Source organism: Bacillus paranthracis (assembly GCF_001883995.1).
GTDB lineage: Bacteria > Bacillota > Bacilli > Bacillales > Bacillaceae_G > Bacillus_A > Bacillus_A paranthracis.
Map to the genome: position 1 here is coordinate 17,134 of NZ_MACE01000077.1, position 15,099 is coordinate 32,232.

14 protein-coding genes and 1 pseudogene are annotated in these 15,099 nt (G+C 37.3%); 13 read left to right on the forward strand and 2 right to left on the reverse strand.

The window, feature by feature from the left end; translation table 11 throughout:
- The first annotated feature begins 165 nt into the window (after positions 1–165).
- The 4 genes from pepV (at position 166) to BAQ46_RS25585 (ending at position 5,644) form a co-directional block, all read left to right on the forward strand.
- The gene (gene pepV / locus BAQ46_RS25565; protein WP_071743049.1) at positions 166–1,572 is read left to right on the forward strand and encodes a dipeptidase PepV; all 1,407 of its coding nucleotides are present in this window, start codon (positions 166–168) and stop codon (positions 1,570–1,572) included.
- 219 nt (positions 1,573–1,791) lie between these two features.
- On the forward strand, positions 1,792–2,337 hold the full coding sequence (gene thpR / locus BAQ46_RS25570; RefSeq protein ID WP_000418993.1) for an RNA 2',3'-cyclic phosphodiesterase: 546 nt from the start codon (positions 1,792–1,794) through the stop codon (positions 2,335–2,337).
- A gap of 138 nt (positions 2,338–2,475) precedes the next feature.
- Positions 2,476–4,617, forward strand: coding sequence for a type I pullulanase (pulA, locus tag BAQ46_RS25580; protein ID WP_071743051.1), 2,142 nt, complete (start codon positions 2,476–2,478; stop codon positions 4,615–4,617).
- Between the two features lie 229 nt (positions 4,618–4,846).
- Positions 4,847–5,644, forward strand: a complete 798-nt coding sequence (locus tag BAQ46_RS25585) for a phosphotransferase family protein (protein WP_001055736.1) — start codon at positions 4,847–4,849, stop codon at positions 5,642–5,644.
- A 3-nt stretch (positions 5,645–5,647) separates the two neighbouring features.
- On the opposite strand, the gene BAQ46_RS25590 is transcribed toward BAQ46_RS25585, so the two are convergent.
- Positions 5,648–5,926: a YtzH-like family protein gene (locus tag BAQ46_RS25590; RefSeq protein WP_001122234.1), complete on the reverse strand. Its 279-nt coding sequence runs from the start codon at positions 5,924–5,926 to the stop codon at positions 5,648–5,650.
- A gap of 233 nt (positions 5,927–6,159) precedes the next feature.
- Between BAQ46_RS25590 and trmB the strand changes: the two genes are divergently transcribed.
- Both trmB and BAQ46_RS25600 read left to right on the forward strand, forming a co-directional pair.
- Complete coding sequence (gene trmB, locus BAQ46_RS25595; protein WP_001239380.1) at positions 6,160–6,813, forward strand: tRNA (guanosine(46)-N7)-methyltransferase TrmB; 654 nt, start codon at positions 6,160–6,162, stop codon at positions 6,811–6,813.
- A gap of 70 nt (positions 6,814–6,883) precedes the next feature.
- Positions 6,884–7,738, forward strand: a complete 855-nt coding sequence (locus BAQ46_RS25600) for a YtnP family quorum-quenching lactonase (RefSeq protein WP_071743053.1) — start codon at positions 6,884–6,886, stop codon at positions 7,736–7,738.
- A 236-nt stretch (positions 7,739–7,974) separates the two neighbouring features.
- On the opposite strand, the gene BAQ46_RS25605 is transcribed toward BAQ46_RS25600, so the two are convergent.
- Positions 7,975–8,286 (reverse strand): PepSY domain-containing protein, encoded by a 312-nt coding sequence (locus BAQ46_RS25605; RefSeq protein ID WP_000118540.1) that lies wholly within the window; start codon positions 8,284–8,286, stop codon positions 7,975–7,977.
- A 148-nt stretch (positions 8,287–8,434) separates the two neighbouring features.
- Between BAQ46_RS25605 and BAQ46_RS25610 the strand changes: the two genes are divergently transcribed.
- From BAQ46_RS25610 to BAQ46_RS25640, 7 genes and pseudogenes are all read left to right on the forward strand, one after another.
- The gene (locus tag BAQ46_RS25610) at positions 8,435–9,508 is read left to right on the forward strand and encodes a M42 family metallopeptidase (RefSeq protein WP_002170155.1); all 1,074 of its coding nucleotides are present in this window, start codon (positions 8,435–8,437) and stop codon (positions 9,506–9,508) included.
- A 270-nt stretch (positions 9,509–9,778) separates the two neighbouring features.
- On the forward strand, positions 9,779–10,288 hold the full coding sequence (locus BAQ46_RS25615; protein ID WP_000869929.1) for a DUF84 family protein: 510 nt from the start codon (positions 9,779–9,781) through the stop codon (positions 10,286–10,288).
- 83 nt (positions 10,289–10,371) lie between these two features.
- Positions 10,372–10,686 (forward strand): thioredoxin family protein, encoded by a 315-nt coding sequence (locus BAQ46_RS25620; protein ID WP_000838188.1) that lies wholly within the window; start codon positions 10,372–10,374, stop codon positions 10,684–10,686.
- 78 nt (positions 10,687–10,764) lie between these two features.
- Complete coding sequence (locus BAQ46_RS25625) at positions 10,765–11,577, forward strand: DUF1444 domain-containing protein (protein ID WP_000784614.1); 813 nt, start codon at positions 10,765–10,767, stop codon at positions 11,575–11,577.
- Positions 11,574–12,188: a YtpR family tRNA-binding protein gene (gene ytpR, locus BAQ46_RS25630; RefSeq protein WP_001006759.1), complete on the forward strand. Its 615-nt coding sequence runs from the start codon at positions 11,574–11,576 to the stop codon at positions 12,186–12,188. Before BAQ46_RS25625 ends, ytpR begins: the two co-directional genes overlap by 4 nt.
- Positions 12,189–12,383: 195 nt before the next feature.
- Complete coding sequence (locus BAQ46_RS25635) at positions 12,384–12,728, forward strand: hypothetical protein (protein ID WP_048557786.1); 345 nt, start codon at positions 12,384–12,386, stop codon at positions 12,726–12,728.
- A 221-nt stretch (positions 12,729–12,949) separates the two neighbouring features.
- A pseudogene (locus BAQ46_RS25640) lies at positions 12,950–15,099 on the forward strand (DNA translocase FtsK); the annotation flags it as partial.

The window sequence follows — 15,099 nt, forward strand, 5'->3', positions numbered from 1 at the left end:
ACGTAAAACGCCAAATTCCTGCAAATTTTTTTGAAAAAATAAAAGAAAAACTAATAAGAAATATCTGAAATATTACAATTGTTCGGTATTTGGTTTTCGTATATGGCATAAGAGATTTCGGTTTGTTATGATGAAAGAAACAATATAGTGAAGGATGGATGCGTGATGTCAGCAATTAATTGGACAGAAGAAGTTGCAAAACGAAAAGATGATTTAATTCGTGATACACAACAATTTTTACAAATTAAAAGTGTATGGGAAGAAGAATCGGCGAAAGAGGGCGCACCATTCGGTGAAGGTGTAGAAAAAGCTTTATCTTTCATGTTACATAAAGGAGAAACGGAAGGCTTTACTTCTAAAAATTTAGAAGGGTATGCAGGTCATCTTGAAATGGGACAAGGAGAAGAATTAGTAGGTATTCTTTGTCACGTTGATGTTGTACCAGAAGGAGATGGCTGGACGACTCCTGCATATAGTGCAGATATTCGTGATGGGAAGATTTTTGCACGTGGTGCAATTGACGATAAAGGCCCAACGATGGCAGCTTACTATGCGATGAAAATTGTGAAAGAATTAGGTTTACCTCTTTCAAAACGTGTTCGTATGATTTTAGGAACAGATGAGGAAAGCAATTGGAAATGTGTAGATCACTACTTTAAAAACGAAGAAATGCCAACAATCGGTTTTGCGCCAGACGCGGACTTTCCAATTATTAATGCAGAAAAAGGAATTTCTGATATACAAGTTGTGCAAAATGGTAGTGAAGAGAATAAAGGTACATATGAACTTGTTTCATTTGAGTCAGGTCGCCGTTTAAATATGGTTCCTGATTTTGCAGAAGCGGTTGTTACAGGAGAGGATGTAAGTGCACTTACAGTAGCATATGAAGAGTATTTACAAACTGCTAAAAAAATAGGTGAAGCAATTGTAGAAGGTAATACAGTAACGTTGCAAATTAAAGGAATTTCAGCTCACGGATCTACTCCTGAAAAAGGAGAAAATGCAGGTTTATTACTGGCAAACTTCTTAACGAAAGTTGCTCTTGATGGAAAAGGGGAATCGTTTGTATCGTTTGCAACAGAAACATTTACAGGAGATACTTTAGGAGAGAAAGCTGGTATTTCTTATAAAGACGATATTAGTGGTCCGTTAACAGTGAATGTTGGTCGCCTTTCTTATACGAAAGAAAATGGTGGCAATTTAGGATTAAACGTACGTTACCCAGTTACGACTAACTTTGAAGAAATGATTGCAAAGTTAAAAGAATATGTGGGTACTCATGGATTTGAAGTAGCTGATTATTCAAACTCTCGTCCGCATCACGTTGATAAAGACCACGTATTAATTCGTACGTTGCAGCGCGTATATGAAGAACAAACAGGTGAAAAAGCAGAACTATTAGCAATTGGCGGTGGTACTTACGCTCGTTCGTTAAAAGCTGGTGTTGCATTTGGCCCATTGTTCCCTGGAAAAGAAGAACTTGCGCATCAAAAAGATGAGTATATTGAAATTGAAGACTTATTAAAAGCAACAGCAATTTACGCGCAAGCAATTTATGAATTAGCGAAGTAATGGATATATAAATAATAAAAGACCGTCCCGATACATTCTTTGGGACGGTTTTCTATTACGTGTCGTTTGTTGGTAAGCAGATGTTCCTTGTCGAAATGTCGATATCATTTCATCTATTAACGCGACCTGAACTTGGTTAGACTTGTAGGGAAGTTGGATTCTTTTTAATGGAATGAGATAAGAAAGAAAAGCAACAATAGAAAGAAGGAGAAGATGTACATGGAACTGCATTATTTTGTCGCGATTACGTTACCAAATCATATAAAAGAAATGCTGTCTAACTATAAAGAGGAAATGCAAGAGGAATTACCATTTCGTTCATGGGTACATAAAGAAGACTATCATGTTACCCTTTCGTTTTTAGGTAGTGCGACAGAGGAACAATTAGAAGGAATAAAGAATGGATTACAAACACTTATACAAATGAAAGAACTATCGTTCACATTACAAGGATTTTCAACGTTTGGTATGGAAGACAGGCCGCGTATTTTTTGGGCAAAGGTAAGAGGAAATCAAGATTTGTTTCAATTGCAAAAGCGAGTACATGTTATGTGTGAAGAGAATGGATTTTCTTTAGAAACACGCCCATATCATCCGCATATTACTGTTGCACGTAAATGGGTAGGAGAAGAAAAGTTTAATTTAGAACATATAAAGGAAGTGCCTGAAATATCATTTCAAGCGGATACGATTACTTTATACGAATCTCACGTAAAGGAGACACCGAAATATAAAGCAATTGCTGAAATAAAATTACAAAAATAGAATGTATGAAAACGTTTTTTATACAGGTGAATATACTATAAAGAACAATGTGTTACTGTATAGGGCTTCGCTGATAAGAAAAGCCTTATCATTTGCAGCTCGTTTCATTTTAACTTTAAGAATGATGGTGATTTTTTTATGTTGAAAGTAAAACGTCCATTTGATGCCTATTTAGATGAAATGAACAAAATTACAATTTTGCTCCCACATGCGTATGGAACAAGTCGGACATTTCGTTTGCAAGAAGGAAGTAACGTGAAAGATTTACCGATTGCTCATACAATTGCGCTTCCGGATGCAACGAAGTATGAGTGCTTTATAGAAGAGCCGCTAGATGTGGGGAAGTATTATACAGTACGAGATGAACGGAATGAAGAAACAGATTTACAAATAGGTGCTGTCATAAGAACAGCGATTTTCGATGAAAAGTATTATTACGAAGGTACAGATTTAGGGGCAGTACACCAAAAGGAAGCAACTACATTTAAAGTATGGGCTCCAACTGCGAGGCTTGCGAAAGTAAGAATTTATAAAAGTGATAAAGAATATACCGATCACGAAATGCACAGAGAAGAAAATGGGGTATGGGCTCATACATTACAAGGCGATTTAGCCGGAGAAAAGTATACATTTCTTGTTTGTATAAATTTAATATGGAACGAAGCTGTGGATCCTTATGCAAAATCAGTGACTGTAAATGGGAAGTACGGCGTTGTTATTGATTTGGAAAAGACGAATGTAACAAAGCGAGGGCAATTACCACCTTTACAAGCAATGACAGACGCCATATTGTATGAACTGCATATTCGTGATGCTACTATTCATCCGAATAGTGGAGTGAGTAAAAAAGGAACATATAAAGGGCTAATGGAAGAAGGGACAACAGGACAAAATGGGACGTTAACAGGTTTGTCTCATATAAAAGATTTAGGTGTTACACATGTTGAACTATTACCTTTATATTGTTTCGGTGGTGTAGATGAGGCAAACCCTTCCTCTGCGTATAATTGGGGTTACAATCCATTATATTACAACGCACCAACGGGATTTTATGCTACAAATCCTTCTGACCCGTATAACAGGATCGTAGAGTGTAAACAGCTGATTGAAACATTTCATGAGCACGGTATTAGAGTGATTATAGATGTTGTATATAATCATGTGTATGAAAGAGAGCTATCGTCATTTGAAAAGCTTGTTCCAGGATATTATTTTCGTCATGGTGAAAATGGTATGCCTTCTAATGGGACGGGAGTCGGAAATGATATAGCATCTGAACGGAAAATGATGAGGAAATTCATTGTAGAGTCTATTTTATATTGGCTTACAGAGTACAATGTTGATGGATTTCGGTTCGACTTAATGGGAATTTTAGATGTTGATACAATAAATATAATAGAAAAAGAAGTGCGAAACATAAAGCGAGATGCACTGCTATTAGGAGAAGGATGGGATCTACAAACACCACTTCCTCTAGAGGAAAAAGCAACGTTAAATAACGCAAAGAAAATGCCGCATATTGCGCAATTTAATGATCAATTTCGTGATGGGATAAAAGGGAGTACCTTTCATATAAATAAACGTGGTTTTGCATTTGGTGGGTATGTAGACTGTAATCATTTGCAGTATATTGCATCAGGAAGCCTTTTGAGTATGAAAGAAACAGGTTTGTTTCTAGAGCCTGTGCAAAGCATTAACTATGTAGAATGTCATGACAATATGACGATGTGGGATAAACTAATGCGCAGTAATGAAGAGTCGGAAGAGATTTTGAAAAAACGTCACGTGCTAGCAACTGCAATGGTGATTCTGTCGCAAGGCATCCCTTTCTTACATGCTGGGCAAGAGTTTTATCGTACGAAGCAAGGAAATGAAAATAGTTATAATGCAAATGATGAAATTAATCAATTAGATTGGGATCGAAAAGAGAAAGAAATAGAGACCGTTAACTATATAAAAGGTTTAATTGCGATTCGTAAAGAGCACGGAGCATTCCGGTTACAAAATGCAGACCTTATAAAAAAGCATATGACTTTTTTGCAAACATCCCCAGAAGTACTTGCATATCATTTAGAAAATGTAGAGTCGTTTGGACCGTGGAAAGAAATTGTCGTTTTATTTAATAGCAGTTTAGAAGCGAAAACGGTGCAACTGTCGAAAGAAGAAACGTGGCATGTGTTAGTAAACGAAAAGCAAGCGAAAATAGAGCCAATTTCTTCATTTAGAGGAAAGGAACTTAGGCTCGCTCCGATTAGCACGTATATATTGACGATAATGTGACAAATCGCTACTTGACGATGAGAATGTAATAAATGTAGAATTGACAAAGGTGACGATTTTGATAAGTTGTCATTCTATGGCTGGTTTTGTAAAATAAAATAGAGAATTTTTGGCTTATGCCAAGTTTTCTTTTCATTTACAGTAAAATATATATGAATCCACAACATGTGTAGAAATGTTGCGGTTTTTCTTTTCATAACTATAAAAGATAAGGATTTGTTAACGGGTAATGAATATGGAATGGTTGGAACAATTATTAGGAAAAGAGTGGAGTCTTGTACCGGCTGGTGGAGTAACGGGCGATGCATATATTGCGCAAAACGGACAACAGAAGTTATTTTTAAAGCGGAATACATCGCCCTTTTTAGCGGTATTGTCAGCAGAAGGAATTGTTCCAAAATTACTTTGGACAAGAAGGGTAACGAACGGTGATGTAATTTCTGCTCAAAAATGGCTTCCGGGACAGAAGTTAGAGCCAGAGGATATGAAACTAGAACGTGTTGCGAAACTTTTGAAGAAAATACACTCCTCTAAAGCACTTGTGCAGATGATTCAGAGACTTGGGAAGCAGCCGCTTCACGCACAAGAGTTATTACAACAACTGCAACTTGTTTTAAGAGGAGATATAAGGGATGAGGAAACAATTCAACAAGGTCTTCAATATTTAATGGATTCATTAAAAGATATTGAATACAACGAATTCGTTGTATGCCATTGTGATGTAAACCATAACAATTGGCTATTGTCGGATGAAGATGAGTTGTTTTTAATTGATTGGGATGGAGCTGTAATTGCTGACCCAGCTCTAGACCTCGGTATGTTATTATATTGGTACATTCCGCGCCAAGAATGGAGTGAGTGGCTCGGTTACTATGATATTGAAATGGATGAATCGCTGCTTAAACGTATGAGATGGTATGTGATAGCACAAACGATTTTGTCTATTCAATGGCATACAACAAAAAAACAGCAAGCAGAAGCTGAATATTGGCATCAATATTTACAGCAACTACTTGCTTCAGAGTAATACTTAAGAAAAATTGTCCATTCCAGCAATCCACTGAGTAAGTTGTTCTTGATTATTGGAAATGTGGTTGTCCAAATTAGAGGAAGATTTACCCGATTGACTATAAGAATATACATCGTTTAGCATTGCTTTAGCGTCACTACTTATATTATCGTTTGCGAGTAACGATTGAATGAGACGCTCTAATTGCTCGCATTCAGAAACTGTCCCGCAACAATCACTTTGGTGATTGACTAAAATATCTTTCAGCACTTCTAATTGATGTTGTTGATTAATTGGCATGAACGGATCATCCTTTCGATTGTTTTTCTCTTCTTAGAAAAGTAAGAGAAAAAGCTGTTTCGTCATGGAATGTTTAATGCTGTATGTAGTTTTTATCAAAATGGTACATCTTATACTTGAAAGAAACGGACCGAGTGCTCGTACGTACTTGGTTTTTTGTTTGGTAGATTGATTAAAAACAGAAAGAAGGAATTATTCCTTTAAAATAGCTATGTAAAGAGAGGGAAACATCTATGCGTTTAAGACATAAACCATATGCAATGGATCGAATTAATGAGTATTCACATATCGTAATTGGAAACCCAGAGGAGCGCGCTGGTAACTGGAAAGAAGTATTTGGAAATGAGCAACCCATTCACATCGAAGTAGGTACAGGTCGTGGCCGCTTTATGTATGATATGGCAAAAGCCAATCCACATATTAATTATATTGGAATTGAAAAATTCACAAGTGTTGTTGTAGACGCACTTGATAAATTAATTGAAGAAGAATTACCGAACTTAAAGTTAATTAATAAAGATGCTGAAGATTTAACAGTTTTCTTTGCAAAAGGTGAGATCGATCGCGTGTATTTAAACTTCTCAGATCCATGGCCAAAGAAACGTCATACGAAGCGTCGTTTAACGTACAAAACGTTTTTACGCAATTATGAAGAAGTGTTAGTAGAAGGCGGAGAAATTCATTTCAAAACAGATAACCAAGGTTTATTTGAATATTCTCTTATGAGTATGGCGGAGTATGGTATGTTACTAACTTACTTAAGCTTAGATCTTCATAACAGCGACTTTGAAGGTAACATTATGACTGAGTACGAAGAGAAATTCTCTAGTAAAGGTCATCGCATTTACCGAGTAGAAGCAAAATATCGTACAGAGCCTATGCAGTAATGCATAGGTTTTTTTGTGTCTAAAATAATCAGAATTTTATGTTAGTATTGTAAGAAAAGGGGGATGAAAAATGGAACAGTTACAAATTGGAGATATAAAAGTGACGTGGCTAAAAGGTGGGAACACACATTTAGATGGAGGAGCAATGTTTGGCGTTGTGCCGAAAGTACTTTGGTCACGTAAATATAAACATAATGATACAAATCATATTTATTTACGAACAGATCCGTTACTTTTACAAACGAAAGATGGCAACATGCTCATTGATTCTGGTATAGGAAATGGTAAATTGAATGAAAAGATGAAGCGGAATCAAGGTGTAACGGAAGAGTCGTCAGTTGAGAATTCTTTAGAAAAGATGGGACTAAAGCCTGAAGATATTCATTACGTTTTAATGACGCACCTTCACTTTGATCATGCATCTGGTTTAACGAAATGGGAAGGTGATCAACTTGTACCAACTTTTCCAAATGCAAAAGTTTACGTAAGTGAAACAGAGTGGAATGAAATGAGAAATCCAAATATTAGATCCCGTAATACATATTGGAAGGAAAATTGGGAGCCAATTGTAGACCAAGTTGTTACGTTTCAGCAAGAAATAGAAATTACGGATGAAATAAAAATGGCGCATACGGGCGGCCATAGTGACGGACACGCAGTGATCGCTTTAGAAAGCAAAGGGGAAACGATGCTGCATTTAGCAGACCTATTGCCGACGCACGCCCATCAAAATGTATTATGGGTCATGGCTTATGATGATTATCCGATGACATCGATTGAAAATAAGCAAAAGTGGATGAAGTATGGTGCTGAAAACGATGCTTGGTTCACTTTTTATCATGACGCGTATTATCGCGCAGTAAAGTGGAATGAGGAAGGTCATATCGTAGAAAAAATAGAACGGAAAACGGGTATAGAAGCATAAAAATGGGAGGGTGTTCCAGCAGTCTGTTGGAGCAGTCTCCTTTTTGTTGTCGTTTTTTGTCGGTAAGTCGATATATTTCAAAAATCGCCGATATAATTTGAGTTACGGTCGATATATTTCAAAAAACGCTGATATATTTGGAGTTGCAGCCGATATATTCGAAAAAACGCCGATATAATTTCAAGCACTATCTGCAATTAAAAAATAAGAGGTTCACCTAATGGGAACCCTCCTGTTTATGCTGCTATAACCTCTAAAACAGTACCTGTTTTAGCATCAACTAAAAATTCAAATCGTTCTTGTATATCATTTAACATCGTTGTAAGACCGCCGCGATACACTTCGTATGCGACATCATATTTTTCAAATGTCTCTGGAACCATATGTACCCAAGAGCCAGTAATTTCACCTTTATGACTTAATGCTTGTTTTACCATTTTCAATGCTTTTTCTGAAGAAATATGGGATTGTTCTTGTACTTTGTTTGCAACGAAATAACCAGCTGCGAACCCAACGCCAAGACCTGCTACTAAACCTTTCCAGCTCATATATTCACCTCAATTCTATAAAATAAAAATAGTGTACCGATAATAATTATAAAGCAAATACAGCTAAAAAAGAAGAAACTAGAAACATTTCGAAAATTTCGTTACAATAAAAGAGGTATTCTACTAAGGTTTGAAAGAAGGGGACTTCGTGAATAAAGAGACATTACAATTATTTCGTACGTTAACAGAATTACAAGGTGCATCAGGTTTCGAACATGATGTACGCCGTTTTATGAAGCAAGAATTAAGCAAATATGCAGATGAAATTGTACAAGACGGTTTAGGTAGCGTATTTGGTCTGAAAAAAGGGGACGAAACTGGCCCGCGTGTTCTTGTAGCAGGTCATATGGATGAAGTAGGTTTCATGATTACGCAAATTACGAAAAACGGAATGCTTCGTTTTCAACCGTTAGGCGGCTGGTGGAGCCAAGTACTATTAGCTCAGCGCGTTCAAGTTATGACGAAGAATGGCCCTGTTATTGGGGTTGTTGGTTCTATTCCTCCTCATTTATTAAGTGACGCGCAACGTGCAAAACCGATGGATATAAAAAATATGTTAATTGATATAGGCGCAGATAGCTATGAAGATGCGATTGAGATTGGTGTAAAACCAGGACAACAAATCGTGCCAATCTGCCCGTTTACGCCGATGGCAAACGAAAAGAAAATTATGGCGAAAGCTTGGGACAACCGTTATGGATGTGGCCTTGCAATCGAATTACTAAAAGAATTAAAAGACGAAACATTACCAAACACATTGTACTCTGGTGCGACTGTACAAGAAGAAGTTGGTCTTCGCGGTGCTCAAACTGCTGCAAATATGATTCAACCAGATATTTTCTATGCGCTTGATGCAAGTCCAGCTAACGATGCATCTGGTGACAAAACACAGTTCGGTCAATTAGGAAAAGGTGCTCTTCTTCGTATTTATGACCGTACGATGGTAACGCATAGAGGAATGCGCGAATTCATTTTAGATACAGCAGAAACACACAACATTCCGTACCAATACTTTATTTCACAAGGTGGTACAGATGCGGGCCGTGTACATACAAGTAACTCAGGTATCCCATCAGCAGTAATTGGTGTTTGCGCACGCTACATTCATACACATGCTTCTATTTTACATGTTGATGACTATGCAGCAGCGAAAGAACTAATTACGAAGCTTGTAAGAGCAACAGATAAAACGACGTTAGAGACAATTAAAAATAACGCGTAGAGAAGAAGGGCTGAAGAGCCTTTCTTTTTTTGGATTGAATAGATGACCCATCCATGTGTGGGAGCGGTCAGTGCCTAATTGGTGTTCGAATGGTGTATTAAGACCCTGAGTAGGAAAAGAGAGGAAGGCTGTTTTTGTGTTCGAAGACGGTAATGGTGAGGAAATCCACCTTCTTTTTTTAGGTTGAATAGATGGCCCGGTGATGTATGGTAGTGATTGATGTTTAATTTAAGTAGAACAAAATGATAAATTTTTATAGAGGTGAATGAAATGAAAGTAGTAGTTGGATCGAAGAATAAAACGAAGGTTGGAGCTGTGGAGAAGGTTTGGAAAGATGCCGAAATTACATCTCTTTCTGTTCCTTCAGGAGTAGCAGCACAACCGTTTTCAGATGAAGAGACGATGCAAGGAGCGATCAATAGAGCGAAGCGAGCGCTAGAGGAAGGGGAAGCTCAAATTGGCATTGGACTAGAAGGCGGCGTGATGAAAACGGAGTACGGTTTATTTATGTGTAATTGGGGCGCACTAGCAACAAGTGATGGTAAAACATTCGTTGCCGGCGGGGCGCGTATTACGTTACCGGATGATTTTTTAGCACCTCTTGAAGAGGGCAAGGAGTTAAGTGAAGTGATGGAAGAGTTTGTACAGAGAAAAGATATTCGTAGTCATGAAGGTGCTATCGGTATTTTTACGGATGATTATGTGGACCGTACGGAATTATTTGTACACGTTGTTAAGTTACTTGTTGGGCAATATAAGTATGATGAAAAGCAAGCATAAACCTTGCACCGTGCGCGATGTATGGTAGTATAAAAGAAAGATTATAACATGAAAAAATGCACTCGTTAGAGGAGGAAATATAGATGAAATCATTAGAAAGCATGGAGCAATTCCAAGAGTTAAAAAATGAAGAGAATGTAATCTTTATGTTCTCAGCAGAATGGTGTCCAGACTGCCGCTTCGTAGATCCATTTATGCCAGAAGTAGAAGAGAAATATAGTGATTTCTCATTTTACTACGTAGATCGTGATGAGTTTATTGATTTATGCGTAAAATTAGACGTATTTGGCATTCCGAGCTTTGTAGCGTACAATAAAGGTGAAGAAACAGGTCGCTATGTAAACAAAGATCGTAAAACACAAGAACAAATCGAAGAGTTCATTGAAGGTTTAAAATAAGGCAATTTGCCAATTGAATTGTAAAACAACCTCTACCTTCGCGGGGGAGGTTATTTTTTTGGAAGGGAGGAAAAAGAGATGAAGATGACAAGTAAAAAGATGAAAGACGAGTTAATGAAGAGATTATCTCGCCCGGAATGGGACTTTCAGTATGATAGTGAGAAAGAAGTTCTACGTATAGAACAGAAAGACTCAAAAAAAGGTATTAACGTATCGCTTCCAGGAGTTGTAGCAAAATGGGAAGTGAATAAAGAAAAGGCGATTGAAGAGGTTGCCTACTACGTACAAGAAGCGTTAATTGCGATGCATAAGGAAGAAAATAGCGCGGCGAAAATTTTACCTGTTATTCGCTCTACTTCTTTCCCGAAACAAGCAGAAGAAGGAAATCCGTTTATTATGACGGATCATACGGCGGAAACACGTATTTACTATGCGCTAGATTCGAATAAAACATATCGTCTCATTGACGAGCGTTTATTACAAAAATTAGGGCTTACAGAGCAACAAGTACGTGAAATGGCATTATTCAACGCTCGCTCATTAAGTTATGAATTTAAACAAGACACAGTAGCAGGTAATACATTCTACTTTTTAAACACAAATGATGGGTATGATGCCACTCGTATTTTAAACGAATCGTTACTACAATCGATGCGTGAAAAGATTTCTGGTGACATGGTTGTTGCTGTTCCTCACCAAGATGTATTAATTATTGCTGATATCGTCAACGAAATCGGTTATGATATTATTGCACAAATGACAATGAAATTTTTTGCCGAAGGGCATGTTCCGATTACATCACTTTCATTCGTATATGAAGATGGGGACTTTGAACCAATCTTTATTTTAGCGAAGAATCGGAAGAAGACAGATGGAAAAGAGAAAGGATGAACGAAGTGAACGTTTTTTACAACCTTGAAGGAATTGGTGACACTTTAATTGTTGCCTTACAAGATATTACTTTAGAGAACCGTACTTTTGATCGCAAAGGAGATGTTGCACGCGTATATGACCGTGAAAGCAACGAAACAGCAGGATTCAACATCTTTAATGCATCTTCTTACTTAGAAGTAAAAGAAACAGGTAACCTTACATTAACGAAAGAACTTGTAGAAAAAATTAACGAAATTTTAGCGAAGAACGGCTTTGAAGAAACAGTAGAAGCAGATCTTTCTCCGAAATTTGTTGTAGGCTATGTAGCTGAAAAAGAGAAACACCCAAATGCCGATAAGCTAAACATCTGTAAAGTAGAAATCGGTACAGAAACATTACAAATCGTATGTGGCGCACCAAACGTTGATGCAGGACAAAAAGTTGTCGTTGCAAAAATCGGCGCTGTAATGCCAAGCGGTATGTTAATCAAGCCAGCTGAGCTTCGCGGAGTTCCTTCTGCTGGAATGATTTGTTCAGCACGTGAATTAGAGCTTCCAGATGCTCCACAAGAAAAAGGTATTCTTGTATTAGAAGATAGCTTTGAAGTTGGACAAGAGTTTAAATTTTAATTGATATAAGAAAAGAGAGGTTGTCCTTTTGGGCAGCCTCTCTTTTCTATTGAATCTTTGATACATTGTGAGTTGTGATAGATATATGTAGAAAATCGTTCATATTCATAAGGATGTCACCTTTTTTCTTAAAATCTATATTGTGTTTTATAAACAAAATAGTTAAAATTTAGAAAAATAGAAGGGGATAGACTTATGAAACAACAACCAAAAATCGCAGAACTTCTGAAACGAATTGAAACTTCAAAACAGCAAGATATCGAGTTAGGTACTTATGAGATATATTTGTTTAGTGAAAATGAATTAGAAAAAGGACAAATTGGTTATCGATATGATAAACATAAAAATTCATTAATAAGTAAAGAACACGGAAAATGGAAAGATGAATGGATTGTTATTGGATATGAAACAGATATGGGAGACCCAGTTTTCGTGAATATCGATGATGATGCGTATCCAGTGTATACGGCAGAGCGTGGTACAGAATTGTGGCAACCCGTTCATATTGGAAATATAGATGAGATTATAAAACAATTATAAAAAACTTTGAGACCGGTGCAAAGTGTAACGGATAGTGTAGATGAGTATCGGAAGAGTAAAGCTTGAACGCATTCTTACATGTAAGAATGCGTTTTTCTATATGAAAACACTCGTAAATTAGAATATTATGGATAAATATGACATGCTTAATTTTACCTGCACTTTTTGCCGAATGCTGATACAATAAAGGATGTTACTATTTAGTAGAAAGAGTGGTAAGCATGTTAGATTGGATGAAAAAGCTGTTTAACAAAGAGGAAGAACAAACAGCGATGAATAAAGAAGTACAAAAGCAAGTTGAAAGTCAGCCGAAAATTCCTCGTGTAAACCACTATACTGAAGCAAGAGAAGCACAAATGGCAAGTAGGAATGCAGGTAAATGCCGTTTTCCATTAGTACCGGATAATGGGTTCGATGAAGAGGATGTTATAGAAACAGGGCATTTTGAAAAACCACCTGTTCAAGCTGTAACATATGAGAATCAGCCTATTCAAAGAGGAATCAAAGTGGAAAGAAGCAGACGACAGTATGTGGAGAAGGTAGTTTCTACATATGAAGAGCCGGAAATACAATATGAACCGGAGCGAGAGCCTGTCGTAAAGAAAGCATCTACACCAGCGCAAGAAAGTAACCGTAGACCATTTCGTCCAACAGAAATGATTTCGCCAATTTACGGATATAACCGTCCTTCAGTAGAGAAAAAGGAAGAAAAGCAGGAGGAAGTAAAGGAAAGAGAAGACCTTGAAATATCTGTAGAGGGCAAATCAGTCGTTGATGCATGGTTAGAGAAAAAAGGATATACACTATCTGATTTCTCAGAAGGACAAGCATCGACTTCTTCCAGTCATGAAGGAGTTGATCAGCAAGATCAACAGAGTAAAAAGGAAGAAAAGTCAGTTGTCGATCAATGGCTAGAGAAAAACGGTTATGAAATCGAACGCCAAGAGCCTATAGTAGAAGAAGTGGTTCAAGAAATGAGTGCACCGCAGGAAGTTCCAGCGGCTGAATTACTTCATGAAACAATTGCTGAGCGTATGGAAGATACGAAGCAAGAAAAAGATGTAGTGGCCAAAAACATTCTACAAGCGGAATCAGTAGATTCTAAAGTAGAGCACGAGGATACAATATTATCAGAAGAAATTAAACGTAATACAGAAATAGAACAGCCTACTATTGAAGTAGAAAAACAAGCACCAGAAGAATCAGTGATTGTTAAAGCAGAAGAAAAGCTTGAAGAAACAATCATTGTAGAAATACCAGAAGAAGTAGAAGTAATTGCAGAACCAGAAGAGTCAGAAGAAGTGGAAGTAATTGCAGAACCAGAAGAGTCAGAAGAAGTGGAAGTAATTGCGGAAACAGAAGAGCAAAAAGAAGTGGAAGTAATTGCGGAAACAGAAGAGCAAAAAGAAGTGGAAGTAATTGCGGAAACAGAAGAGCAAAAAGAAGTGGAAGTAATTGCAGAAGCGGAAGAGCAAGAAGAAGTAGAAGCAATTGCGGAAGCGGAAGAGCAAGAAGAAGTAGAAGTAATTGCAGAACCAGAAGAGTCAGAAGAAGTGGAAGTAATTGCAGAACCAGAAGAGTCAGAAGAAGTGGAAGTAATTGCAGAACCAGAAGAGTCAGAAGAAGTAGAAGCAATTGCGGAAGCGGAAGAGCGAAAAGAAGTAGAAGCAATTGCGGAAGCGGAAGAGCGAAAAGAAGTAGAAGTAATTGCGGAAACAGAAGAGCAAAAAGAAGTGGAAGCAATTGCGGAAGCGGAAGAGCGAAAAGAAGTAGAAGTAATTGCAGAAACAGAAGCACCAGAAGAAGTGGAACCTGTAGTACTTGAGGAAACGCAGCAAGAAATGGTGTTAAATGAAGCAATTGAACAAAAGAATGAATTCATACATTTTGCTGAGGCTGATGAACAAACGAAAAAAGATGTTCAAAGCTTTGCGGATGTTTTAATTACAGAAGAACAATTAGTTGTAGAAGAAACACCGATTGTAGAAGAACAACCAGTTGCAGAAGAAGCACCGGTCGTAGAAAAACAACCAGTTGCAGAAGAAACATCGGTCGTAGAAGAACAATCAGTTGTAGAAGAAACACCGATTGTAGAAGAACAACCAGTTGTACAAAAAGAAGAACCAAAACGTGAGAAAAAGCGTCACGTACCATTTAATGTTGTTATGTTGAAACAAGATAGAGCGCGATTAATGGAAAGACATACGTCTAGAACAAATGCAATGCAACCTTCTATGAGTGAACGAGTAGAGAATAAGCCTGTACATCAAGTAGAAGAACAGCCACAAGTGGAAGAAAAACCAATGCAACAAGTAGTAGTGGAACCACAAGTGGAAGAAAAACCAATGCAACAAGTAGTAGTGGAACCACA

Coding starts and splice junctions, on each gene's coding strand:
- pepV (WP_071743049.1), top strand. CDS start 166: ATGTCAGCAATTAATTGGACAGAAGAAGTTGCAAAACGAAAAGATGAT.
- thpR (WP_000418993.1), top strand. CDS start 1,792: ATGGAACTGCATTATTTTGTCGCGATTACGTTACCAAATCATATAAAA.
- pulA (WP_071743051.1), top strand. CDS start 2,476: ATGTTGAAAGTAAAACGTCCATTTGATGCCTATTTAGATGAAATGAAC.
- BAQ46_RS25585 (WP_001055736.1), top strand. CDS start 4,847: ATGAATATGGAATGGTTGGAACAATTATTAGGAAAAGAGTGGAGTCTT.
- BAQ46_RS25590 (WP_001122234.1), bottom strand. CDS start 5,926: ATGCCAATTAATCAACAACATCAATTAGAAGTGCTGAAAGATATTTTA.
- trmB (WP_001239380.1), top strand. CDS start 6,160: ATGCGTTTAAGACATAAACCATATGCAATGGATCGAATTAATGAGTAT.
- BAQ46_RS25600 (WP_071743053.1), top strand. CDS start 6,884: ATGGAACAGTTACAAATTGGAGATATAAAAGTGACGTGGCTAAAAGGT.
- BAQ46_RS25605 (WP_000118540.1), bottom strand. CDS start 8,286: ATGAGCTGGAAAGGTTTAGTAGCAGGTCTTGGCGTTGGGTTCGCAGCT.
- BAQ46_RS25615 (WP_000869929.1), top strand. CDS start 9,779: ATGAAAGTAGTAGTTGGATCGAAGAATAAAACGAAGGTTGGAGCTGTG.
- BAQ46_RS25620 (WP_000838188.1), top strand. CDS start 10,372: ATGAAATCATTAGAAAGCATGGAGCAATTCCAAGAGTTAAAAAATGAA.
- BAQ46_RS25625 (WP_000784614.1), top strand. CDS start 10,765: ATGAAGATGACAAGTAAAAAGATGAAAGACGAGTTAATGAAGAGATTA.
- ytpR (WP_001006759.1), top strand. CDS start 11,574: ATGAACGAAGTGAACGTTTTTTACAACCTTGAAGGAATTGGTGACACT.
- BAQ46_RS25635 (WP_048557786.1), top strand. CDS start 12,384: ATGAAACAACAACCAAAAATCGCAGAACTTCTGAAACGAATTGAAACT.